At 40.3% G+C, this 24,743-nt stretch carries 16 protein-coding genes; 8 read left to right on the forward strand and 8 right to left on the reverse strand.

Annotated features, from left to right (window positions below; genetic code table 11):
• Positions 1-3 precede the first annotated feature (3 nt).
• The 4 genes from QFZ51_RS26935 to QFZ51_RS26950 all read right to left on the reverse strand — a co-directional run bounded on the left by QFZ51_RS26935 (position 4) and on the right by QFZ51_RS26950 (position 6,794).
• Positions 4-1,713 carry a hypothetical protein gene (locus tag QFZ51_RS26935; protein WP_429050522.1) on the reverse strand — a complete coding sequence of 570 codons (1,710 nt, stop codon included), beginning with the start codon at positions 1,711-1,713 and terminating at the stop codon, positions 4-6.
• A 16-nt stretch (positions 1,714-1,729) separates the two neighbouring features.
• Positions 1,730-5,173 carry a TonB-dependent receptor domain-containing protein gene (locus QFZ51_RS26940; protein WP_429050523.1) on the reverse strand — a complete coding sequence of 1,148 codons (3,444 nt, stop codon included), beginning with the start codon at positions 5,171-5,173 and terminating at the stop codon, positions 1,730-1,732.
• Between the two features lie 80 nt (positions 5,174-5,253).
• Positions 5,254-6,162, reverse strand: coding sequence for a FecR family protein (locus QFZ51_RS26945; RefSeq protein WP_429050524.1), 909 nt, complete (start codon positions 6,160-6,162; stop codon positions 5,254-5,256).
• Between the two features lie 71 nt (positions 6,163-6,233).
• Complete coding sequence (locus tag QFZ51_RS26950) at positions 6,234-6,794, reverse strand: RNA polymerase sigma factor (RefSeq protein WP_429050525.1); 561 nt, start codon at positions 6,792-6,794, stop codon at positions 6,234-6,236.
• 112 nt (positions 6,795-6,906) lie between these two features.
• Here QFZ51_RS26950 and QFZ51_RS26955 point away from each other — a divergent pair, with 112 nt between their 5' ends.
• The 3 genes from QFZ51_RS26955 to QFZ51_RS26965 are packed head-to-tail and all read left to right on the forward strand — an operon-like array spanning position 6,907 to position 7,899.
• Complete coding sequence (locus QFZ51_RS26955; protein WP_429050526.1) at positions 6,907-7,164, forward strand: hypothetical protein; 258 nt, start codon at positions 6,907-6,909, stop codon at positions 7,162-7,164.
• Positions 7,133-7,618 carry a hypothetical protein gene (locus tag QFZ51_RS26960; protein ID WP_429050527.1) on the forward strand — a complete coding sequence of 162 codons (486 nt, stop codon included), beginning with the start codon at positions 7,133-7,135 and terminating at the stop codon, positions 7,616-7,618. Before QFZ51_RS26955 ends, QFZ51_RS26960 begins: the two co-directional genes overlap by 32 nt.
• 56 nt (positions 7,619-7,674) lie before the next feature.
• On the forward strand, positions 7,675-7,899 hold the full coding sequence (locus QFZ51_RS26965; RefSeq protein ID WP_429050528.1) for a hypothetical protein: 225 nt from the start codon (positions 7,675-7,677) through the stop codon (positions 7,897-7,899).
• A 151-nt stretch (positions 7,900-8,050) separates the two neighbouring features.
• Here QFZ51_RS26965 and QFZ51_RS26970 read toward each other — a convergent pair whose 3' ends face one another.
• From QFZ51_RS26970 to QFZ51_RS26980, 3 genes are all read right to left on the reverse strand, one after another.
• Positions 8,051-8,221: a helix-turn-helix domain-containing protein gene (locus QFZ51_RS26970; protein WP_429050529.1), complete on the reverse strand. Its 171-nt coding sequence runs from the start codon at positions 8,219-8,221 to the stop codon at positions 8,051-8,053.
• 438 nt (positions 8,222-8,659) lie between these two features.
• Positions 8,660-11,305 (reverse strand): alpha/beta hydrolase family protein, encoded by a 2,646-nt coding sequence (locus QFZ51_RS26975; protein ID WP_429050530.1) that lies wholly within the window; start codon positions 11,303-11,305, stop codon positions 8,660-8,662.
• Positions 11,306-11,359: 54 nt separating this feature from the next.
• Positions 11,360-14,029, reverse strand: a complete 2,670-nt coding sequence (locus QFZ51_RS26980) for an outer membrane beta-barrel protein (protein WP_429050531.1) — start codon at positions 14,027-14,029, stop codon at positions 11,360-11,362.
• Between the two features lie 324 nt (positions 14,030-14,353).
• Here QFZ51_RS26980 and QFZ51_RS26985 point away from each other — a divergent pair, with 324 nt between their 5' ends.
• The 4 genes from QFZ51_RS26985 to QFZ51_RS27000 all read left to right on the forward strand — a co-directional run bounded on the left by QFZ51_RS26985 (position 14,354) and on the right by QFZ51_RS27000 (position 17,798).
• The gene (locus QFZ51_RS26985) at positions 14,354-16,003 is read left to right on the forward strand and encodes a hypothetical protein (RefSeq protein ID WP_429050532.1); all 1,650 of its coding nucleotides are present in this window, start codon (positions 14,354-14,356) and stop codon (positions 16,001-16,003) included.
• A gap of 20 nt (positions 16,004-16,023) precedes the next feature.
• On the forward strand, positions 16,024-16,584 hold the full coding sequence (locus QFZ51_RS26990; protein ID WP_429050533.1) for a TlpA family protein disulfide reductase: 561 nt from the start codon (positions 16,024-16,026) through the stop codon (positions 16,582-16,584).
• 136 nt (positions 16,585-16,720) lie between these two features.
• Positions 16,721-16,978 (forward strand): hypothetical protein, encoded by a 258-nt coding sequence (locus QFZ51_RS26995; RefSeq protein WP_429050534.1) that lies wholly within the window; start codon positions 16,721-16,723, stop codon positions 16,976-16,978.
• Between the two features lie 556 nt (positions 16,979-17,534).
• Positions 17,535-17,798: a hypothetical protein gene (locus QFZ51_RS27000; protein ID WP_429050535.1), complete on the forward strand. Its 264-nt coding sequence runs from the start codon at positions 17,535-17,537 to the stop codon at positions 17,796-17,798.
• A gap of 567 nt (positions 17,799-18,365) precedes the next feature.
• On the opposite strand, the gene QFZ51_RS27005 is transcribed toward QFZ51_RS27000, so the two are convergent.
• On the reverse strand, positions 18,366-21,026 hold the full coding sequence (locus tag QFZ51_RS27005; protein ID WP_429050536.1) for an alpha/beta hydrolase family protein: 2,661 nt from the start codon (positions 21,024-21,026) through the stop codon (positions 18,366-18,368).
• Positions 21,027-21,387: 361 nt separating this feature from the next.
• Here QFZ51_RS27005 and QFZ51_RS27010 point away from each other — a divergent pair, with 361 nt between their 5' ends.
• Positions 21,388-24,741 carry a SusC/RagA family TonB-linked outer membrane protein gene (locus tag QFZ51_RS27010; protein WP_429050537.1) on the forward strand — a complete coding sequence of 1,118 codons (3,354 nt, stop codon included), beginning with the start codon at positions 21,388-21,390 and terminating at the stop codon, positions 24,739-24,741.
• Positions 24,742-24,743: the final 2 nt, after the last annotated feature.

Genomic DNA, 24,743 nt, shown 5'->3' on the forward strand with positions numbered 1-24,743 from the left:
AACTCAGTTGTTGTGTTTCACAATAATCATCCGGGCTTTTTCCGTGGCATTGGCGGATGTGCTGCCAATGAGCGCTACCGTATAGATACCGGGCTCACTTTGCGGCAGCTCCGGTGTTTTATAAAGTTCAGGACGGGCAATAAACTGGCGGCTCTTCAGCGGGGTGATGGTGCGGATCCAGTTGCCAGGAAGGATGCCGGGTGCCGATGCGTATGCCAGGATCCTTTGCGGAAAATTGACAAACATCATCACGTACGGGTTGTCTGTTACCGGAGTTCCCAATTCGATATGCTGTGCCGCTGCGTTAGGGATATTCACCGGGTTGGGAAATGGAAGACCATTGTCCGTGGTGAAAGTCATTTCCTCCAGGTCGGGACAGAAGTTCATAAAACGGATCCAGAAGGGGTAGCTGTCTTTGAACATGCCGTAAGTACCGTTGTCGGTAGCTGTACCGCCATAGAATTTCCCGCTCAGGTTATTGGCAGAGAAAGTGATCGCAGGGGCGCCATCTTTATGCTGGTAGTACCATAGCGTAAGGTTATCGCCTGGCTGCAGCGGCAGGGAGCGTTCTGCCAGCACCTGTCCTTTTTCGTCTATTGCTTTTACTATATGCGTGCCCGTTATATACCGGCTATAGGTGGTTTGTTGGGTGTAGTCCAGTGTGGCTCCCATCGGTTGACCATCTACCTGCCAGGATATTTTCCTGCCGGCGGCTACATTGATGCCCTGCATGCGGGCGTAGGTCATATTCACCGGCTCGGATATATCTGCGATGATGCGGAAAGAATTATTTTCTGTGATGGTAGTTTCCCCGTTGGGGTTACCGGTAGGCACTTTGGTATCGTAGTTACATGCCACCACGATGGTATAGATACCGCCGGGCTGGAATGTTTTCAGCGGTGCATAGGTAAGCCAGGTATCCTTATTGCCACCGATGCCGGGTGTTCCCTGCTGGTCCATTAACGTGCCGGTTACGGGGTTGAGTAAATTATATTCCCCGCTTGCCGGCACTTCTTTTCCTTCGCTGCTGAGTACTTTAAACTGATAGGTACCGTAGGGCAGTTCCACATAACCGGAATAAGCGCCGGGCATGATGTTGGTCAGGCCGGGTACAGCAGTGCCATCTGCCAGCGTGAGCGTCATTGGTCCGTGGCGGAAAAGGCCCGGCATGGAATTGCCGGCCGGTATGGAACTCAGATTAAGCAGCCGCACCTTAAACCCGGCCGGATCTGATGCCGGCGAAACAGCCCGGGGAATGCGGAACAGCGAATCCGTGAAGCCGGCGGCGTTGGGCCGGAAGCGCACGAAGTAATAATCCGAAGGGTTGTTCACTTCTTCCTGCACACTAAAAGGACGCGGTGGTGGCACCGATAACTTTGGAGACAGGCTGCTGAACAGGATACTATCTGCGCGGCCATTTTTCAGTAATTCCGCTGGAATGGTGAATGTGGTACCGAGGCGGCCATTTTCCGGGAACCAGCGGGTAGCGCGGGTTTCATTGGGGCCATAATAGCCTTCATCATCCGGGGCTATAAAGCTGGTGAGCGGTTGCCCGGCAATAGTTAATTCTGTGGCGCCTACGAGGTTTACCAGGCGAACGGTGGACGCAGTAACCGGCTGTTGAATAAATCGGTTATCGTAGGTGTAGTCCAGTTTCTTGCTGCAGGCGCTGAACAAGAGCGCAGCAGCCATCCCTATATATGTAATTTTCATTTTCATCATTCAGGTTTTACAGGTTGTAAGTCAGGCCCAGCATAAATTCTGTTCCCCGGTAAAAACTTCTCCGTACATACTTTTTGCCGTAGAACTTACCACCGGTGCCGGGGTTCGCGTATACTTCCTCCACGGGCCTGTCCAGGATATTTTTGGCGAAGCCTTTTAACGTGAGGCGTTTCAGCAATTTTTGCGAGCCCACAAAATCCAGTACAGGATTTGGCCGGGAGTAGAGATCCGGCGTGCCATCGAGGTTTACCTGGATAAGCCGCTCTCCTACCATATTAAAAGTGGCCGTGAAGTCGGTACCTGATTTAGTATTGTTGTAGTTAATGAATACGTTCACGGAATACGGCGCCTGTTCAAACAGCGGGCTGTTGGCCGGTGCGCGGCGATCGATGGCACGCGAAGATTCCAGCCGTTCCTTTGTTTTCTTGATTTCACTTTGCGCCAGCAGCAGGTTGGATCCCAGGAAGAAATTTTTCATGGGTGCCCACAGCAGGCCGAGATTTTTTACTACTTCCAGTTCTATTCCGTACACCCGTCCTTTGTTGGGATCGTTCTGAAATTCTATCGCGGGAAATTCGGGGAACCGTGCTTCCAGTCCGGATGAATTTTGTTTAAACACCTTTGTTAACTGGTTATCTATCTCCTTATAAAAAACCGACGCAGACAATACCTCACCTGGCGCGGGGAACCATTCCCAGCGGAAATCGTAGTTGGTGGTTTGTTGGTTTTTCAGGTTGGGATTACCTACCACCAGTGCAAACTGGAAAGGATCAAAATCAAATACGTTAGTGAGTTCCCTCAGCTCCGGTCGGGCCAGCGTAGTGTTGTAGCCCAGGCGGAAGTTCATGTTCTTATTCAGTGTATAGGTAAGGTTAGCAGAGTAGTAAGGTTCGTAATCGGTTTTGTAGACAGAATTAGGCTCTGTATACACCAGGTTCACTTTATTGCCGGCAGCATCGGTAGCGGTAATACTGGGATCGAGGAAAACATTGGATGTATCTACAGACGCCTGGATGTCGGTCATTTCAAAACGCACGCCGCCGGTGAGGCGCAGCTGTTCCGTGAGATGCAGATCGAGCATACCATAGAAGGCGCGTGTTTCGTAGTAGCCTTTGTAGTTGTTGGGCGACTTCTGGATATTATACAGATAGCCACCATTGCGGGGAGCGCCTTCCCCGTTATACGACGACTGCGGGAGGATACCGATACGATCGTAGCCGATGAGCTGATCGAGATTGCCGCTTACTTCATATAAAGGCAGCGCGCCATTGGCTGAGTAATTTGATCCCGGAAGATAAAGTACATTTTCATTAAAGCTTCTCCTGCGGTGCAGGTAGTTGACCCCGGTTTTAAATTCCTGTTTTTTGTTGAGCACTTTAAAAGGCAGGGTCAGATCTGCTTTATAGTTATAATTATTTTCGTTGAGATGACGGAAGCGGCGGCCATTGGGATCGGCCTGGATAATGCCGTAGGGGCCATACCCATTTACATACCCCGACACCAGTGAATACAGGCTGGGCGAGAACATGTCCGGCGGCGTACCGCCTGGTTTATCCGGTACCCCGGGGTAGCTGGTACCGCCGTTAATGCGATAGTCGGCCAGGTTTACAAAACGATAATCCGGATCATCCTGTGCAGAGGAAGAGGTAGCAAGGTTGTAGCTCAGCTTTGGCGCATATTCCTTTTTTGTGAACTTATGCTCGCCCTGCAGGTTGAAGGTGTTGAGTGTGCGATAGCTTTGGCGTAAGGAATACACGAGGTTATACACCTTTCCCGGCAGGCCGGTGTATTCGTAGGCGCCGTGCAGGTTGCTGGCGCGTGTTTCCGCACCACGGCTGCCCAGGTACTGCATACTTATTTCGTGCTGAGGGCTGAAGCGATAGGTAAGTCCACCCAAAAATCCATAGTTGAGTGTTTGTGTGCCGGTATTTTCCTTATAATTTAAATACTTCCCAAGATTGATGTTGTTGGGTGTAATGTAGTTAGGGATCACCCGGGGACTGTACAATGCGCTGTTGCCGGTTAACACGCCCTGGTATACGCTGTACTGGGTCAGTTGTCCGTCGTAGATATCGTTGGTGCGGTTATAATAATTGGCGCCGGCTATTAATCCTACCTGGTGTTTCTTAAATACCGTATAGCTGTTACCGTAAGTAACCGCATAGATCTGGTTCAGCGGCGCCGATTTATACTTTGTAGTGAGCACGGGATCGAAGCCGTGCATGATACCGCTGATGCGGTTGGCTTCTGCCAGCAGGGCCGGATCGTTGCGGCTGTTGGCGATTTTGTGCTGGATATCGCCTAAGCCGTTTGGGTACTGTTTGGACAGTTCCCTGAATTCCGGCGACAATCCCTTTGATTTTACCTTTTGCCCGAGAAAGCCCATGTCGCTGTTATAGAAGCTGTTCACTTTGCTGCCGGTTTGTGAGTTCATGCCGGTTTGCACGGTGATGGTGAGCATTTCCCTATCCGGCACCGACTTTGTTTTCAGCTCCACGATACCGGCAGCGGCATCGGCAGGTTTATCGGAGGTAGTGGTTTTGTAGATGGTGATATTATCCAGCAGGCCGGCGGGCACCAGGTCCAGCGGGATGGCGCTCCTGTCGGGATCGGAAGATGCCAGGCGGATACCGTTCAGCTGCCCGATCACCGAGCGGTCACCCAGGCCACGGATGGCTACATATTTATCATCTGTAACCGTTACGCCCGATACCCTTTGCAGGGCCTGGGTGGTGGTAATGCTGGCAGTTTTTTCGATGTTCTGGGCAGAGATCCCGTCGGAGATCATGGCGGAGTTTTTACGGTCGTTCAGCAGCATTACTTCCGTATTGGAGCGCCGCCGGGCATCTACCGTTACGCCGCTCAGCGTTTTGCTGTCGGGTTTCAGTTGTACTGACAACACCGGCGCGCTGCCGGCTTTGATCATTTTAGTGGCGTAGCCTACATAATAGATCACCAGTACATCCGACGTGTCCTTTACTTCCAAGGAGAAACGACCGGATTCATCTGCCATCACCACACTACCGGTACTTTGCGCCATGATTTCCGCGCGGGCAATGGGGCTGTTTTTAGTTGCGTCTGTAACCATCCCGCTGATGGTACGTTTCCGGGGCGCTGTTGATTGTTTGATAATGATTTTTCGCACCACTACCTTCCTCCCATCTACCGCTTCAAATTCCAACCCGGTATTCTGTAATAACCAGGTGATCACTTCTGCTACGGTTTTATTATTGAGATCGACCGTGTATTTTTTATCTACCGCCTTCATATCGGCAGGATTGTAGAAGAAAGTAATGCCGCCCTTCTGTTGTAATCCTATGAAACACTTTGCGATGGGTTCATTCCTGAAACTGATGCTGATCTTTTTCTGCAGGAAGCTTTCCTGTGCCATTGCCGGCAACGTAAAGCAGAGCAGGACCCACATACATCCGTGTAAAATTTTTTCCTTCATTCGTTTGTGATTTAAAAAAAGAAGATCCGTTACCAGCAGCGGTACGCCGATGGTTGTTAGCATTTGTTCTATGTGTGGTGTTATTTTATGACGATGACGCCCTGTTTGTTTTTGTGAATGGTTAGCCGGTACGACAGCGATATCACTTTGAGGATATCGTTCATCGTATCTGTATCCTCGAATGCGCCGGTGAATTTCAGGTTGCTGACACCTGGCGTGGTTTTTATTTTTACGCCGTACAGCAATTCTATCTCCCTGAAAACATCGTTCAGCGCCGACTCATTGAACAGCAGCTTTTTGCTGGTCCAACTGGTGTTCACTTCTGCTTGTTTGTAGATATAGATGGTTTCCTTGTCGTATACCAGCTCCTCGTTTTCCGTGAGCTGCTGCACCGCCGTACCCGCAGTAACCGCTACCCTGCCCGTTTTCACACTTACCTTTGGTTTTTCGATGCTGCTGCTGTCCGCCACCACGAAGCTGGTGCCCAATACCTTTACGCTTACATGCGGACCGGTGATGACAAAAGGCGCCGTTTGCGGAGTGACCTCGAAGAATGCTTCCCCATTTACTGTAATACTTCTTTGTTTACCGCGGAAATATTTGGGATAAGTGACCGTAGTACCGCCATTCAAAATAGCCACAGAGCTATCCGGCAGGACGATCTTTTTTACCTGGTATTTCAGCGCCGTAATACTTTGCATGGGGATAGGATCTAGCCAGTCCTGCAACGCGAGGCGATAGGTGTAGGTGGCCCCGCCAGCTATAATGATAAGGACCGTAGCCGCATACCGCCATACCCTGATGCGTGGCGGCGCGATTTCCCTTTTCAGGTTATTCCATACCTCCAGGCGCTGCTCTTCCACATCGCCAGGCACCTGCTTTTCTTTCCAGGCCTTATCGAGGTAGTTGTTCAACAACGCCGCTTCCCTGCGAGTGGCATTGCCCGACAGGTAATTACTGACCAATCTTTTAAACTGTGTGATATTCATCCGGAACATTCTTCTATAGATATGTTCCTTCAGCAGGGGTGCTTGTCCCGAAGAAGTACGTTAAGGAATTATTAACTCATTATTTCTGCGAGGATCAATGCCGCCGCAATATGATGCCGGAGCGCCTTCAGCGCTATGTGCAGCTGGTTCCGGACTGTTTTTTCGGAGAGATTTAATTTCCCGGCGATTTCCGTGACAGATAAATGATGCCGGCGACTCAGCAGGAAGATTTCCCGCGTTTTTTCCGGTAAGGTGGTTAACCGGTTATCGATTTCTTTAAATACATCGGCCGTTTCCATCTTCTCCCAGATATCGTTTAACACCGGCATGATATACTCCTGTACGCGGTCCAGCTCCTCCGGCCGGTTCATGATTTCCTTTAACTTTTTAATAGACTGGAAGCGGACGGCCTGGTGGAGATAGTTTTCCAGCGGGCCACTCAGGTTTAGTTTCTCTTTCCGTGACCACAGGGAGATGTATACCCCCTGTACTACGTCTTTTGCATCGTCTTTATTGCCGAGGATTTTCAGTGCGAAGGCATAGAGGGCAGGCCAGTGCTGATTGAAACACCTTTCGAATGCTTTTGGGTCACCGGTACGGATAAGCGCTATATCATCATGAGCATGCAGCATGGCAGTGGTTTGAGCAACGGGGCGAAAATAGGGGATTTTGTTGGGGAGGTGGTTTAAGGTTGTGTTATGTTTTCTGAGATGGGTTTGCAGTGATGCTCTTTAATTTCAGGATATGATGAAAGCCAGGATTTTAATTGTGATGGTGGGCATGGCTGCGATAGCGGCTGCACTGCCAACTTATTATTACATGCCGGCGTATGAAGGTGGAGCCTGTACTGTACGAACGATTATATATAAGAGCGTGGTAGCTAATACAACGCTACCGGGTAAAAAGGTATTGCTGGCCAAAGAGCCTGGCGTATGTAAGATAAATGATGAAAGTGATCCAGGCGGACGTTATGAATGTGAGAGTACAACGCAACGTAATTGACGGCGAAGCAGAACTGCTGAAAGGCTTTGAATTCAACAGCAATTCACGTTTAGGGGCAACACTGTCCGCTCCGTATACAGCCGCAATAGATCGCGTTGCAGGTACGCTCAAAGTAGACCTGCCTGTATTCAGCCCGACTGACCTGGTGGCCAGCCCTGCCGGCGCCACGCATTTTAAAATCCTGGCAGGCGGTGCTGAAGTGGACTTCGAAGCGGAAACATTTGTGAATGGAGTCGCTACCAGCGAAGAAATTCCGATAGATGGTTCTGCCACTCCGGAACTCCACTTACAGACCAATGTTACCGGTAACAGTACCAAGCCGTTGTTTCTTGCGCTGGGTATCGCCTTTTACCAACAGGTAAACGGTGTATTCTACAAACTGAAAAATGGCGTTAACAACGCGTTATCGCTGGTGGAGGTTTCCGGTATGCCGGCCACTATACCTGCTCTTTAATCCTCAAACCGGGGTCTTAATTGGCCCCGGTATTTTTAACAATTAAAATCATACAAATGAAACTCGCCGCACGTTTAATAGCTGACACGCCGCCTTTCTTTACCAAAGCCCGCAATATAGGACTGGTATTAACGGCCATCAGCACCGCCCTGATTGGAATTCCAACAGTACCTGTTATTATTGCTAAAATAGCCACTCACCTGGCGATAGCAGAAACTGTATTTTCAACAGTAAGCCAGGCTGTAGTATATGAGGAGCCTCCAACAGAGGATTTCGAATAAAAAAACTATTCGGCATAAAGAAGGCCCTCGCAAATGCGAGGCCTTCTTTATGCCGAATAGCCGATTCGCAGCTGTAGCCCGGCTTTCACTTGAACAATCTGTTCTCTAAGGAGCAGATCCTGCCAAGATAAGGGTGAATATAAGTGGATTTTTATCCATCCATCAACTTGAGGATATCACTATACTTATAATACATCAAACCACCTACTTTTCTGTGGGCAAGCGTACCATTATTACGCATGTTTTGAAGCGTACCTTCAGAGATGCCCATCATGTCGCGTACTTCGTAGGATTTAAGCCATTGGCGGAGAGGGTTAAACATGCTACTGATATAATCTAATAGCTTTCCTAATGTCTCGATTTCCTTTAATATCTCGTTTTTAAGATTCTCCAGGTCTTGCTGAGTCACCGTGTCATTTTTCATTTTTGCATTCTAGTTGCAGGGATAACAATTTATTAAACTCTGAATTGTTGGTATATTATATATACACAGATATGGTATTAATAATACTACGTTCAATGACCTGAGTTTGGGAGAGAAGGGAATACCCTGATGGGGTATTTTGCTAAAATAAAAAAATTATAGCCCAAAGTGAATCGATGCCACGAAAAAATAAGATTATGTGGCGTTGGGATAATTAGTTTCTGCTCTTAGGTCTAGCTGGCGCCAGCCAAAACCTACTGACTTTAATTAGATGCCGATAGTCTCCAATTCAGAGCTTAGAAACCTAAATCTCTATTTGTAATATGAGTAATAAATCTATTTAACATTCAAGCCTTCCCCCGGAGCTTTAAGGTTATCATCAAGTTCTAAACCAGTATCATCTTGTTTTAACGTTTGGGTCATCCATCTGGGTGCTGGTTTGTCCATTAAATAATGGTCAAAAAACTGTTTCATACGAATGCTAAAATCTTCAGCATCTTTACCAAATAAGGTATGATTTCCTTCATACTGCAATAACCATGATCTTTTCCCCAATCGCCTGAGCGCAGTGAAGAATTCGAGAGCATTGGAAAATGCACAAAGCTCATCATCAGTCGTATGCATCATTAATAAAGGTGTAGTTACTTTATCTGCGTTTAAAACAGCAGAATTCTTAATATAAATCTCAGGTTTATCCCATAAAGTGCCTCCAACTCTTAATTGTCCATCTTCGTACATTTCCTGTGCACTAACTCTATCGGCCATCAGACTCCCATAACCACTGATCCAGTCTGAGAGTCCAGATACAGAACACGCCGCTGCGAAAAGACTAGTATGTGTAATTAAATAATTTACTTGTATCGCGCCCCAGCTACTTCCCTGCATGCCCATCTTCTTTGAATCCACAAAAGGCAACTCAGACACATAATTTGCCGCGGATATAACTGCGTCATAAGTTCCCTGCATAGGGTCGCCTCTCTTATAGTGAATATCGGGACAAAATACAGTATATCCATTACTTACATAATATGGAATATTAATCGAACTACCTCCAGTCAGAACATCAGGCTGTATGTAGGTATTCAGCCTATCAGACATTCTCTCGTAAAAACAGAAGATAACAGGATACTTTCTTGTTGTTTCGAAATTTTCAGGCTTATAAAGAATTCCTTGTAGTTCTCGGCCATCCAATGATTGCCATTTATGTAACTCTGCTGTATACCAATTGAATTCCTTTTGAGGAGCTATATCAGTAATTTGCTGAAACGACTTAAAATCACTAGTAATAAAAAAATTGGGAGCCTCAGTACTGCTCATACGTCGAACAATGTATTTACTAGCATTTGCAGCCCGAATAGGAAGGAAATTGTAGTATGAAGGCACCCAAGGATTTTCAGAAATACAATATAGATATGCTCCCATGGTTAGTGAGTCTGGGTCTCTACTTTTTCCGATAGTCGTCATATAAAATCCATTATTCTTCGTTATCGGGTCAAAAGCAGATAAAACAAGCGATTCATTCTCACTAAGAAAACGATAACAGTAATCATCCAACGCAAGAAAAAATTTCAGACCATGCTTGGCTCCATATCCATTTGTTAGTCTGATGGGGGCACGAACTCCAGCGGGGTCTACCTGCCATATATCATCCTCGCCATATATCAGCAATGCTTTATCATCAGTTAGCCATCCACATATATATCTGTACCCATAAATGCCTCTTTCGACATCTTTCCCCCACAAAACAGGTGTCTTTTTCGTAATGTTTATTAATTCTCCGGTGGTTATCTCATAAGAAAAATAGTTCTTCTGTATTTTATCATAATAAACCACATACCTACCACCCAAAGACATTAATGCAAAAGTCGCATTCTTTGTAAATTCCAATTGTCTCCTGACTCCAGTCCTGGTATTTAATAATTCCCATACTCCTTCCTTAATGTCATCATAACTGGCTAGACTATCGATTGACTTATAAATCAGACATATCGAATCTGTTAACTTCTCATAACCCGGGAAATAAACCAATTCATCCGGATATTCCAACAGTTGTATTTGTTGATCAGAAAGAGAAATAGTCGCTAAAAAATCCTTCTCGTCTATCTTCCGATGCAGCTCAGGTGGAAATCTCTTCATCCAATAGCTCCAAATGGTTAACTCCCCTTTCCACTCTGGAGCAGTAATCTTCTTCACATTTTTTACGGTAACAAATATATTTTTATTATCTCTGCTAAAGGCAATCAGTCGATTTATAGAAAAATCGTCCCGCGTACATTTTAGTTTCACCAGGTTGCGCCTCTCAAACCTATTATATATCAATACTACACCTTCAGTCAAAAAAGCAACTTGACTGCCATTTGAATCTACTATAAATAAATCAATTTTCTTTCCCTCCCAAACTTCAAATATCTTCCCATCATAGAGATTCACTAAACTCAATGATTGCACCGAACTGACAAACTGTCTCCATAAAACCAAATATCTCCCATTACCACTTATTTTAAATTGGATAACAGTGGAGAATGACTTTTCTTTTCCATTTATCAAATTAACAACAAAAAAATTTCTACTTGGCTTACTTACTCTATACAGGAGAAAATCATTACATACCCAGAAATCTTCTACATCCGCAATATATGAAAGTCCAAAATCCTTTAAATTCATTACACATAAAGTATCGGAAGACCTCATCCAAATAATTTTACGGCTATCAGAGGAAAAGTGTGGCTCGCCGTAACAAGGAGCCTCGACATAATGCTTACCTTCCAAATCTTTAATCACTAAAAGTACTCCGTATGAAAAAGGATCCTGCTTGGTAAAGTATAAATACTTACCGCTCCTACTAATATCGATCCGTGGTGATAAATGCCACTTATTCAATACTTTGAATGAAAGTATTTCTTTTGACCCATCATTTCTATCCGATTGCGCAAAGGATACGATCGTAGAAAAACAAATCAGCAAAAATAACAAATACCTCATAATAATGGTATAACTATTCTTTAAAAACATTGATCATGTGCTTTGACTTATATTTTACTTACTAGCTCTCTGCTGCTTTAGATAATAAGTAAAACTTAACATAAAAGATCGTTGCAAAACATCTACTTTGACGTCTTCGATATAGCTTGGTCCAACATTTCTACTTATACTTACATTTTGATTTAGGATATCAAATCCTTGCAGCCTTATCATTCCCTTCCTGTTGCCAAATACAGTCTTAGAAATATAAGCATTCATCATACATACACTTGAATTATATCCATTAAATCTTCCCGTATTCAAAGTGTAATTTATACTACTCCCTATCAGTAAATCTAAAGGCAACTTGAAAGTTCCCCTAAATGAAAAACCATAGCCAAAAAAATTCGTAGCTACAAAAGATGAATTAGCATAAGTAGCTCTATTATAACTACAACTTCCTGTTACATAAACATTAAGTAACTCTTTATAAGCGTAATTGTAAGAGATAGATTGCGACAATGATAGGTTCATATTACTTCCTTTGACATCATTTACATAACTCATATCTCTACTTAATCTTACAGATGTTCCCGCATTAAAAGAAGATCCATATCTACCGATAGGAAAGGAATAATCACTACTCATCTGCAAATCATAAGAACCGCTAATATTCAAAGGCCGGATGATTTGTCGCTTTAATGAATCAAGCCATATCTCGTCTATAATTTGATTAAACATAAATGAGCTGTTAAATCCCCAATTAAAAAAAAGCATTCTAGACGCATTAAAAGAACTATAATTCAGAGACAATGCATGCATACTACCTGCCTTCAGGCCCCCATTCCCCTGTTTTATAACTAGTGGATTACTATTATCAGGAATTGGGCGCAACTGCTCAGCATTTGGCAGAATTGGATTCCCAGTCAACAAAACGCGAAGACGCCGACTATTATCAAATTTATAATTCAAACTGCCTCTAGGAATAACTGTAATGGTTCCATACTTCAAACTATTTCCTAACAGAAGATTAAAATTAGTCAAATCAAAAGCCATAGCGTAAAATGAAATTTTATAGTCAATCCTTTCACTCTTTGATTCAATTCCAATACGAAACAAATTACCAGTCATTGCATTCTTAAAACTACCTGTCAAGGTATCAATGACGTTATCATAATGATTCTCAAACGGATCAAAATCATAAGTAATTTTAGAATACAGGCTAGTGCTATTAGTAAAAGAGTAGGAAAGTGATAACTTACCACTCCTAAAGGCCGGAAATATTTGAGTGATCATAAATTGTAGAAACTTTCCTTTATCTGCTATCTTGCTATATTGATTTAATGTATCCAATATATACTTATCATCGGGTTGCACGTATAATGTATTAGACGCATTATAGATATCCTCACGCTTATTAGCACTTGAATAGCTTAAACTCAAATTCAAGTTATAACCTGATCTTCTAAACTTCTTATCAATAGTAATTTGATTTGAAATATCTAAAAGTGATTTACTGCTGTAATTCTCAATCATTCCACTATCCAATAATTGCCTGTGATTACCATATGACCCATGCTCGTTCAATAGTTCATCTTTACTTATGGAATAGCCGAGGCTATTTGAATAAATTATGGTTAATAACGGGCCAGTTTTTAAACTCAACTGGGAATTAATAGCATTCGAATTACCTCTACTCAAATGAACAGATCTTTGATCATAAAAGTAACTCGAATCAACGCCAAATATCTCTTGGGAACTCCCTCTACGATCTTCATTCTTACTATCTTGCATGGAGTAACTACCGGTATAAGAAATTCTATCGTTAATATCCTTGGTATAACTCAGATTAGGATTCCATTTCCTGGATAAACCATTACCGGGATCTATTCCTTCCATATTTCCATTAATATTATCACCATTGACAAGTAATGCAAATTGCTCCAAATCACTAAATCGAGCAATATTCGTCCTTGCGGCAAAGCGATTATCTATTCCATGTCCCAGCATTAACTCTCCTGACCAAATATTTTTACTGCTTTTTTTCAAGGTAATATTAATGACTTTCTCTGTTCTCTCACTATCAAAAATAGCAGGGTCTCTCTCCTTAATCTTTCTATCAATTATTTGAACCTTCTCAATCATATCAGCTTGTAAATTCTTTGATGCTATACTTGGGTCCCTAGAAAAAAAAGGTCGACCATCCACCAAAATAATACTTACAACCTCCCCATTAACTCGGATCCCACCACTTTCGTCAACTTGTACTCCAGGCAATCTTTTCAATAACTCCTCCAATGCAGAATGCTCCCTTAACTTATAGCTTCCAGCATTAAATTCAATAGTATCCTTCAATATTTTGACCGGAGGTCTAGTGCCGATTACATCAACCTTTGCAAGTGTTAAACTTTTCCTTTCCATTGACAAATCACCCAGATCTACTACTTTTCCATTGGCCCTCAGATCAACAGGCTTTAAAAGCGCGTTATATCCTATATATGTTATATACAGATAATACTTTTCCTGAGACAGGCTATCCAGTCCAAAAGCGCCGTTTGAGTCCGTAAAGATCATCTGAATCATAGAGGAATCCTTCGCCAACAAGCAAACGACAGAAGCTCCCGACAGATACTCTTTACTTTGAGCATCATAGAGATGTCCAATTAGTCGAATACCGTTATTAGTCTGGGCTAAAGTATGAAAACCGTAAAATACAGTAACAAACAAAAATAGCCATTGCTTCATATGGAGAGATTACCGGTACTTGTAATTTCGGCCATCCAATTGCGATCAAACTGCAGTTATAAACAAGAAAGGAGATTTCATACAATAATTATAGAAATAAAATGTTTGCTGTGTGGTAATTGCAGTGAATGGATTTAATTTTGGATTAACAAATATGTAAGACCCTCAAAACATAACAAGCCATGTCAATTATTCACTTTGAGTTCAACAACTGCGAATCCTGTATGCTATAATTTCACTCGATTCACAGCATATAATTCAGGAAAGAAACTTAAAACCTATTAATAATAATAGAGCGTATTTGACTCAAATAACCGCTTAGCAATGAGTACAGGTAATCCACTAGAAATAGCAAATATTGAATTGAACAATACTGCGTCAACGCCGGATAAAATCAAGGTGAATATCGAAACAAGCAACTCTGACCATATTCCCGGCCAAACGCTATGGAATTATATTTTCAAAAATCCAACTAACAAGTGGTTTATACGAACTGCGATAATAGTAACCGTGCTTCAGTTTGCAGTTTTCAAATATCTTTATCCATATGCTGGATTCATCAACGGGGATTCGTATTCCTATTTAGAAACCGCCTACCACAACTTATCCATAAATACGTATCCTATTGGATATTCTATGTTCCTAAGGATCTTCAGTGTATTTACGAGGTCAGACACAGCTCTTATAGCTACACAGTACTTACTAGTACAATCAAGCCTAATGGCATTTATATTTTCGCTATTCTATTTTTACAATCCCGAAAAAGTAACTAAAATAATATTGTTTAGCTTCATGTTATTCAATCCTGTATTCCTTTATCTGGCTAACTATGTCTCAAGTGATGCCTTCTTTCTCTCTCTCAGTATGATTTGGTTCACACAGTTGCTCTGGATAATCAACAGGCCATCTAAAAGACTAATTGTAGTGAATGCGCTCATACTATTCCTAGCATTCACTGTTAGATATAATGCTTTATTCTATCCGGCAATAGCTCTAGTCGCATTATTAATTGGAAGAAACTCAGCTGGTCAAAAGATCGGCGGAATTGCGATCAGCTTTTTACTAATAGGAGTTTTCATATTCTACACCAGCAATAAATACTATACTTTGACTGGTTATAGACAATTTACACCATTCACGGGATGGCAAACCGCAAATAATGCATTATACGCCTATCGATACGTAGACAGTTCTCAAAGAAAGAATGTGCCAAAGCGATTTCAAGTGCTAGATAGAATGGTCCGGACATATTTTGATACAACAAGAGATATAAAAAAATATCCTCAAGAACAATTAGTAGCTAGCACCGTATACATGTGGGCTCCAGACTCTCCGTTGAGTATATATACAGAAACTAGATTTAAAAAAGACACGACAGCGAGTCAATTAAAAAAATGGGCTTCCGTATCATCATTCTTTGAAGATTATGGGCGATTACTTATTAGACAATATCCCGAAGAATATGTCAAATTTTACCTAATTCCTAACGCTCTAAAATATTATGCGCCGCCACTCGAATTTCTTGGTCAATATAGTACTGGGGTAGATAGTGTATCCTACATAGCTCAAGTTTGGTTTGACTATAAAACAAATAAACTTAAAACACATTTTAAAGACTACAATGTAAATGTTCTTAACTTTTTTCCCGTTCTGACAGGAACAATGAATATCGTTCTATTATTCAGCCTTATAAGCTTCTTAATATTAAGGGGGCATAAACAATATCCACGATTAAATCAAGGGATACTGCTAATCATAACCCTCTGGGTAATAAATTTCGGATTCAGTGTATTTGCGTCGCCAATTGCCCTAAGATTTCAGCTTTTTCCGATACTAGCATCCTTCTCATTTACTCTTTTCCTTTTAGAATTTCTAATAAAAGAAGCAACGAAGACTGAAGGCACAAATACCTTAAAAAATAAGAGTTTACTAAATCCAATAGGTGACACCGCTGATAATCATTACAATTATTAATAACTATAATAATATTAAAGATGATTAAAAAAGAGTTAACTAAGTATGTGGTCACATTGATTTCTGGACTATTGCTTTTCGTTGTATTAGGCAACTTAATGGGAATACCTATACTCTCCAAATCAAAAAAAATAATATTCATTCATCCCCAGCAAACAGGCAAGGAAAATCAACTATTACCGACATTCAATATAATTCTCGCCGACAGTAGTACAACAAATATCAATACTGATAACATTCCAGTAGGAAAACCTATTGTGTTATTCTATTTCAGTCCATATTGCCCTTTTTGTAAAATGGAAATGAAAGAAATAGTTAAAAACATAAACCGATTAGGGAATATTGAGTTTTATATTCTAACTCCATATTCATTCACTGAAATGAAAAATTTTTATGATGAATTTGATCTTAAAAGATTTAACAATATAAAAACAGGCATAGACAATCAACTATTTATTGGAAAATATTTCAATACTGTAAGTATTCCATACATAGCTATTTATGGGCAAGACAAGAGATTAAACGGAGCTTTTGTTGGGAATGTCAACTCTGACCAAATAATAGCAGTTTCGAAGCTATAAAATGTTGCGCAACATAGGCTAAATTTTGGACAAACGTTTAGTCGAAAAATGGAGAAGCCGAAAACCATTATAAACGAGTAGGCAAATTTATACATATCAAAGTTTAGCTTTTTGATTCTAAAAAGCATCTATCATTATGAAAAAAGCAAAATTTGCATTAACAGCAGTAGCAATTCTGGCCGTAGTAGGTGGCGCCTTAGCTTTCAAAGCATCTAGAAATTTCGATGTAGTAGTTTACACTCAAACTATATCTCAAGGTACTACCTACTGTACCTTTAAGACACTTGTTGAAAATGCAACAATTACTGGAGCTGGAGCAACTTTCACCACTAAAGCTTCACTTGCCCCAACAACAGCTCCTTGCCCTGTTATCACTTTGAGGAGCAACTTATAATCACAACACTGTAAATAGTTACAGTTCGCTTTTGGCTGAATAATTATCCGTCCAGAAGTAAATTAAAGAGTAAGGGCTATCACTTGATAGCCCCTACTTAAAGTAAGTCAAAATACAGAAAACAACATAGTAACGACAAATAAACTCATATAGTGAATAGAAAAGGTATTGCTGTATTTTTAGCATATCTGCAAGTACAAAATAAGTGGAAATGTATTAGGAAAAAGGATCTTAAAAAATACGAGCACAACGCATTTCAATTAGCAACAACCTACGATGATACCAGGTTAAACAGAAAAATTAATACCATTCCAATTCATCTACACTCCGATACTTCAACGTAAAGGCCTGAGAACATTTATAATCACCTCATAAACCAATTAGTCTTCTCTCCGAAAAGTAAATATTTTCTTACATAAACACTAAAACACACTAAAGAAAGAAAGAAAGAGATTTCCATAAATCGACTCAAAATTACGCAATACTAACAGAATAGCTGTAGCCAAAATTACCGTTCTCCAGACAACAGAAATAATTTCACTTTAAACTCATTATCATGAAAATAGCAAAAATAGCATTAACAACTGTTATCTTTCTTGCAGTAATCGGTGGAACGTTGGCCTTTAAAGCGACGAGAAATTTCGATGTGAGAGTATATACTGCAACCATAACTAATGGGCGAACTTTTTGCACTGTTCCAACAATAGTGGAAAATGCAACTATAACTGGTCCAGGCATAGCTTTCACAACTGTAGCGACACTTTTCCCTGCCACAATAGCGGCTCCGTGCCCGACTATCACTTTACGGAATAATCTATAATTAAAACCCGCGATGGTTAGAGTCTCAAATTTACTTAATCAAAAAACTAATTGGATCCGTCAATAAAACAACTCTAAATACCAGCTTCTTACAAGTAATAAATATGTAACTGAATTGACCGATTGAATTTAAGAGGAATTAACAAGGAGATAGAAAAAACTACTCAATCTAAAAATCTTCAAAATGAACAAGGCAAAACTATTGTTAACGCTGGTCACAGTTTTAACATGTATCTGCAGTACGTTAGCATATAGATCTAGGGGCTTTGACTCAGTCTTTTATATGCCTACAGTCAATAATGGTCATACATTCTGTACAGTTCCTACTGTTATCAATTCCATAGTAACTGATTTTGGACGATCGACTGTGCTTTCGACTTATCCTAAGTATGACCCCTGTCCTACAATTCAAATAACTTTCTACCTGTAGTAATAATTGGCGTCCAACGGTATTGAACTGTAGTTCGGCAATTCCAAAAATCAAACATTTTATCCCGCTGACCAATTTCATTCTCTCAGCGGGATAGCATTAACCTGATTTTACTCGTATTGATCTTCACTTGGCTTTCTAGGGCCTTCCCTTTGTCATCCAATCAGGTGCTGGTAGATTTTTTAAATAATGATCAAAAAACTGCCGCATACGCATATCGAAATCAACCCCAGATGCTCCCCGTATCGTATGGCGGCCATCGATATATTCTAAAAGCCAAACTCTTTTATTTAGGCGTCTCAAAGCCGTGAAAAATTCCAATGCCTGGGAGAAAGGGCAAATTCCATCGCCTGTCGTATGCATCATCAATAAGGGAGTAGAGACCCTATCTGCTTTAAATATAGGAGAATTCTTAATATACAAGTCTGGGATTTCCCATGGGGCACCTCCCATGCGAACCTGTCCTCCACTTTCGAAGTTCCCTTGCAAACTATATCCATTAACCGAAATCGAACCATATGCACTTATAAAATCAGATAACCCAGAAGCAGAACACGCAGCCGCAAACAAACTAGTATTTGCAACTAAATAGTTCGTCTGTACGCCTCCAAAACTAAATCCTTGAATACCAATCCTCTCCTTATTGACGAATTGGAATGTTGACAAATAGTGAGTGGCAGATGTAATGGAATTATAAGCACCTTGCATTGGATCACCTATTCTATATAGAATATCTGGTGTAAATACAAGATATCCATTACTCACATAAGTGGGAATATCAATTACTGCAGTTGAATAATTCGGGATTAAGCAAACATTAAGATTTTGCGATAATTTCTCATAATAATTAATAATTAGCGGATACTTCTTAGTAGAATCAAAATTCTCAGGCTTATATAAAATCCCTTGCAGAGTTTCGCCCTCAGAAGTTCTCCATGTACAAATTTCATTCGTATACCAATTATACGATCTTTCAGGATAAATGTGACTAACTGGAGTAAAACTTTTAAAGTCGTAAGTGATAAAATAATTAAGCGATTTAGTAGCGCTCATTCTACAGACCATATAGGTGTTTGACTTACGAGCTTTTATCGGAAAATGCCCATTTTGCCTAACATAAATATTATCCATAATATGAAATACAAACGGGCCATATGATAAAACTTTTGGATCCTCATTGCTATTAAGATCTTTTCTAAAGAATCCATTATCTTTCGATACTAATCCAGTTGCGCTTAATATTAAAGAGGCATTCTTAGAAATCGGAACGTTTGAATACTCGGACAAGCCCAAACTAAAAACGATGTCATTTTCTCGCCCATAACCATTAGTAATATTCTTTGCGGGCTCCTTACCCGTAGGATCTAATAACCAAATATCATATTTATCATAAACTAATAGGCCAGCATCCTTCCTTAGCCAGCCACCAATTCCCCGAGTAGAAGAATCTCTATCGCTTGTTTCATGATTCAACCAATCTAAATTAATGCCTTTGCTGATATTTCTATACTCTCCAGAAGCTGCTTCATAACTATAATAATCTTTACCGTCGAAGAAAATTACAAATTGAGCATCAGGCGAGACCTCTCCCTGATAGTTCCCTATTTTACTTAGATCAATTCTTTTCCCATCAATTGTTGATGTAAAGAAATAACTTAATCTAGCGGCTTTATTCCACGAATGCTCTCTGAAGTCCGCATTTGGATTCATGTGCCAAATAAAAGCAGCCTTATCATTCTTAAAATTATCGATAACGATATCTCCTTCATTACTAATAACACTAGCTTGGCGATTGCTAATATTAAACGAATGAACTACTGTCTTACTTTGTGATATACTTTTTTCTTGAACAGATTGTAGTTTTGTATCCAAATAACTCCAGACCTTCACGCCTGTGTAAATAGGCGAAAACACAGACTTTGTAGCTGAATATTCAGTGCCAAAAAATATTCTTGTTCCATCTTTGCTAAACTTCAATAGATAAGCGACGTGCTCACTTACCAAAGTACTTCCATCTCTATCATCAAATAGAATTTCTGAGGCTTTATTTCCCAATTTATAATATAAACAAATCCTACTATCTTCCTTTTCTACACTATCACCAACGAGAAAAGCAATTTGATTGCCAGTATCGTCAATTATCATTTGAAATGATTTGCTACTACCTGTCCAAATATTAAATCTCTCCCCTTGCTCCAATTTTAACCAATCCAGAGATTGAATAACTCTTCCTTCTAAAATTGAATCTCTAAATAAAATCAAGCTTTTAGCATCGGAGCTTATAACATAGTTCTTAATATTCAAAAAAGAAATCGTTCTTTTAGTGCTAAAATTTAACAATTGTAATGTAGAAAGTGAGTCATTGCCCTTATTCATAATTAACACTTCATTGTCACCATCCCCTTTTAATTCAAAAGATTTTATATCTGCCATTCCCTCAAGAACGGATTTCCCAAGTCTGACAATGAACAAGCTATCGTTAGATCTCGAAAAAACAGCAAAACCTTCATTATTTGTGAAGCATAGCTTTTCACCTCCAGGTACTTTTAACTCCCAATCTTCATGTATAGATCTTATTATTAACGTCCAACTCCCCACGGGATCATTCTTTACGATATATGATACATAAAGTCCGTTAGGGCTTATTAATGGATCGGTTATTATTGGCCACTTATTATATATGCTAGTGTCAATTAACGGCTTATGAGGGGACTGTGCGTTGCAAACTGTGAATAAAATAAATGCCAAACTGAACAAAACTGCAGCTTTAAAGCACTTTGTTAAATTCAAAACTATCATGATTTAAATATTTTAATAAGCGTATAAAAACAGAAATTATAAAAATAACTAACCTATAAAGAGAAATGTACTAAATAATACTGCTCTTATACAGCATCAATTTTGTAAAATCATCCAAAGAATCTAGCCTACCGGTCTTTCTTTAAAATCCCAAACCAATACACTTATTAAGTCCATTTAGTACCAACAATTTCATTGTCGCATTAATAAATTCACAACCTAGGGACCTAAGGATACATAATATAAATCGCTATATATAGTACTCCAAAAAAGCGCTGGTGTATTAGATATAGATGTTGATAAAAAATACTCATCTTAAACAGCTTCTGTTCTCATTAAAGCAACTCATAATAATTTTTATATGACGAAGCAATACTCATATCGGTCCAATTATGGATTAGTTATAATTTCTATGGTGACGATGTATTTGAGTTTCCCTAACACTACATTTGGGTATTTTTGTAATACCCAATCGCAAAAGATAACATACTCGGCAAAAAATATTCCTCTAAGCAACTTCTTTCACATTATTAACAAACAAACTGGGATTCTTGTCCTTAACAACACACAAGAAACGAATTTAAACGAGAACAAAAAGGTGAGTGTAAATTTTGTCCAGACAGATATTGACATTGTAATGAACTTTCTATTAACGGATAAAAAAGAGTTAGGGTTCTATTTGAAAGGGAATAAGATTGTTATCTATAGGCGTAGTAATCCTAAACCAGGTATTTCCTCCGCAACATATATTAGCGACACAATTATAAAACAGTTCCCAATATCAGGCAAAATAACCGATGACTCTGGAAACGCAATCCCAGGCGCAACTATAAAAGTAAAACGAGGAAAATATGGTACGATTTCAAACTCTGATGGATCATTCCAATTAAAGCATGTAAAAAAGGGAGAGATAATCTCAATTAGTTCTATCGGGTTTGAATCTGAGGATATTGAAGTTAAAAATAAGAGCATAATAGCCACTTTGAAATCATATACCAATAAACTAGATGAAAAAGTAGTAATTGCCTATGGAAGCACAACAAAAAGATTCAATACGGGCAATATTGGCAGCATAAAAGCTGTCGATATAGAAAAACAGCCCATAAATAATGCTCTTCTCGCTATGGAAGGGAGGATAGCCGGCGTATTCATAGAACAGGCATCTGGGTTGCCAGGGACAGGCGTAAAAATTACCATTCAAGGTCAAAACAGCATTCGACAAGGCAATGCCCCATTCTATGTAATCGACGGTGTCCCTTATATGTCACAACTAATGCAACCAACTGTCGCTGGTATCACAGCAGGCTCATCAGGAATAGCAGGAAATCCGTTAAATTTCCTTAATCCTTCTGACATTGAAAGTATTGAAATACTGAAAGATGCAGATGCAACTGCTATTTACGGATCGCGTGCTGCAAATGGGGCAGTATTGATAACTACTAAAAAAGGGAAAAGTGGTGTAATGAAGATGACTCTCAATATACAAAAAGGCTGGGGGGAAGTTAGCCACAAGTTAAAAGTTCTGAATGCTCAAGAATATCTCGCCATGAGACATGAAGCATTAAAAAATGACGGCATCAGTAATCCTTCAGCTGTCGATTACGACTTAAACGGAATCTGGGATACCACGCAAGCCAAAGACTGGCAAAAAGAGTTAATTGGGGGCTCGGCTCAATATAATGACATTCAGCTTGGATTCTCTGGCGGTACAAATCAGACACAATATTTCATCAGTGGTGGATATCATAAGGAAACCAGTGTTTTTCCTGGTGACTTCTCAGATATTAAAGGCAGTGTTCATTTCAATATCACCAGCGCCTCAACAGATCAAAAATTCCGGATACAATTATCGGGATCTTATATGAAAGACAACAATTTGTTACCTGCAGGTGACCCGACTATTGCTGCTATACAATTAGCCCCGGTCGCACCTAATCCTCTTAATTCTGACGGGAGCCTCAACTGGGAACCTACACCATCTGGAACCAGTACTAACCCGGGCAATCCGCTTACTTATCTAAAAAGAGAATATTCTAATAAAACAGATAATTTAACTAGTCAAGCCACCCTTAGTTACGACATCTATCCTTGGTTAACGATTAAGAGTAGTTTTGGATATAACAGCTTACGCTCAAATGAAATCTCGATTGACCCTTTATCCACTCTACCTCCCGAATCACAATTCTACAATGTACGATCAAGCACCTTTGGCACCACAAATATGAATTCTTGGCTTATCGAACCGGGAATAGATATCAATAGAAATATACTTCAAGGAAGAGTTAATATATATGTTGGAGCAACTCTGCAAAACAATGATGGAAGCAGGCAAGATTTGTTAGCTAGTGGATTCAGCAATGATCTTGTTCTAAAAGATATTAAATCCGCTCCCTTGATACAGGCAATACAATCGGCGGACTATATCTATAAATATAACGCCTTGTATGGGCGGCTCAATTATAATCTACTGGACAGATACATCGTAAATGTGACAGCCCGCAGAGACGGAAGTTCTCGTTTTGGACCTCAAAACCAATTTCATAATTTCGGAGCAGTAGGTGCTGCATGGATATTCTCGCAAAGTGAGGCCATTCAAAGAGGTGTTCCTTTTCTGAGTTTCGGAAAATTAAGAGCTAGTTATGGCACTACCGGAAATGATCAGATTGGCGACTATCAATTTCTTGACCTTTACGATATTATACCAGCAGAAGTCCCCTACCAACAAAACTCATTAGGCTTGGCACCAACAAGATTAACCACGCCAGATTTGCAATGGGAAGAAACAAAAAAATTCCAGGTTGGATTGGAACTAGGCTTATTCAAAGACAAAATCATAATAAATACAAATTATAACCATAATAGGTCTTCAAACCAATTGCTAGGTGTTATGATCCCCTATATCACCGGTTTCCCAGGAATAAGCAGAAACTTTGACGCAATTGTTCAGAATACGGGATGGGAATTTACTATTAATTCAACAATTATCAAGACAAGAGCCTTTAATTGGAGCAGTAATATCAATTTAACCATTCCAAAAAATAAACTAGCATCCTATCCCTATAGCAGTACAAATGAACTCTATGTTGTCGGACAGCCAATTACCTCAATTAAAGTAGGCAAGTTAGCCGGGATAAATGAAAGTAACGGGAACTTTCAGTTTTATGATGACAAAGGAAACTTAACTGATTTAGCAACCGATATAACAAAATCTGTCAACGTAGATCCTCAATTCTACGGAGGCTTTCAAAACAGTTTCAGCTATAAAGGTGTCTCGTTAGATTTTCTATTTCAATTTGTTAAAAGAACAGGGCAAGACTTAACTTATGGATATAGCTCCGGCGCAGCAGGTCTTTTTAGGGCAGGGATAAATAATCAACCTATAACGGTTCTTGATCGTTGGCGAAAAGTCGGGGACAAAGTATCCCAACCTAGATTCACGACTAGTAGATCAGGTACTCTATTTGCATTATTAGACGCAAGGGGAAGTGATGCATCATATAATGATGCATCTTTTATCCGACTTAAAAACGCTTCTCTCTCATGGCAAATACCTCAAAGCTGGATTAAAAAAATAAAGATCCAAAATATGAGAATATACTTACTGGGCCAGAATCTGTTTACAATAACTAACTATTTTGGACTAGATCCTGAATCAAGAGGGGTAGGACTTCCTCCATTAAGAGTAATAACATTTGGAGCCCAAGTTACATTATGACA

The sequence above is a fragment of the Chitinophaga sp. W3I9 genome (assembly GCF_050434025.1).
In the GTDB taxonomy this organism is placed as follows: Bacteria; Bacteroidota; Bacteroidia; order Chitinophagales; family Chitinophagaceae; genus Chitinophaga.

What these genes read in the sequence shown, in the direction of transcription:
- QFZ51_RS26995 (WP_429050534.1), top strand. Translation starts at nt 16,721, where the DNA reads ATGAAAAAAGCAAAATTTGCATTAACAGCAGTAGCAATTCTGGCCGTA.
- QFZ51_RS26945 (WP_429050524.1), bottom strand. Translation starts at nt 6,162, where the DNA reads ATGAATATCACACAGTTTAAAAGATTGGTCAGTAATTACCTGTCGGGC.
- QFZ51_RS26975 (WP_429050530.1), bottom strand. Translation starts at nt 11,305, where the DNA reads ATGAGGTATTTGTTATTTTTGCTGATTTGTTTTTCTACGATCGTATCC.
- QFZ51_RS26985 (WP_429050532.1), top strand. Translation starts at nt 14,354, where the DNA reads ATGAGTACAGGTAATCCACTAGAAATAGCAAATATTGAATTGAACAAT.
- QFZ51_RS27005 (WP_429050536.1), bottom strand. Translation starts at nt 21,026, where the DNA reads ATGATAGTTTTGAATTTAACAAAGTGCTTTAAAGCTGCAGTTTTGTTC.
- QFZ51_RS26970 (WP_429050529.1), bottom strand. Translation starts at nt 8,221, where the DNA reads ATGTTTAACCCTCTCCGCCAATGGCTTAAATCCTACGAAGTACGCGAC.
- QFZ51_RS26935 (WP_429050522.1), bottom strand. Translation starts at nt 1,713, where the DNA reads ATGAAAATTACATATATAGGGATGGCTGCTGCGCTCTTGTTCAGCGCC.
- QFZ51_RS26965 (WP_429050528.1), top strand. Translation starts at nt 7,675, where the DNA reads ATGAAACTCGCCGCACGTTTAATAGCTGACACGCCGCCTTTCTTTACC.
- QFZ51_RS26980 (WP_429050531.1), bottom strand. Translation starts at nt 14,029, where the DNA reads ATGAAGCAATGGCTATTTTTGTTTGTTACTGTATTTTACGGTTTTCAT.
- QFZ51_RS26990 (WP_429050533.1), top strand. Translation starts at nt 16,024, where the DNA reads ATGATTAAAAAAGAGTTAACTAAGTATGTGGTCACATTGATTTCTGGA.
- QFZ51_RS27010 (WP_429050537.1), top strand. Translation starts at nt 21,388, where the DNA reads ATGACGAAGCAATACTCATATCGGTCCAATTATGGATTAGTTATAATT.
- QFZ51_RS26950 (WP_429050525.1), bottom strand. Translation starts at nt 6,794, where the DNA reads ATGCTGCATGCTCATGATGATATAGCGCTTATCCGTACCGGTGACCCA.
- QFZ51_RS27000 (WP_429050535.1), top strand. Translation starts at nt 17,535, where the DNA reads ATGAAAATAGCAAAAATAGCATTAACAACTGTTATCTTTCTTGCAGTA.
- QFZ51_RS26960 (WP_429050527.1), top strand. Translation starts at nt 7,133, where the DNA reads ATGAATGTGAGAGTACAACGCAACGTAATTGACGGCGAAGCAGAACTG.
- QFZ51_RS26955 (WP_429050526.1), top strand. Translation starts at nt 6,907, where the DNA reads ATGATGAAAGCCAGGATTTTAATTGTGATGGTGGGCATGGCTGCGATA.
- QFZ51_RS26940 (WP_429050523.1), bottom strand. Translation starts at nt 5,173, where the DNA reads ATGAAGGAAAAAATTTTACACGGATGTATGTGGGTCCTGCTCTGCTTT.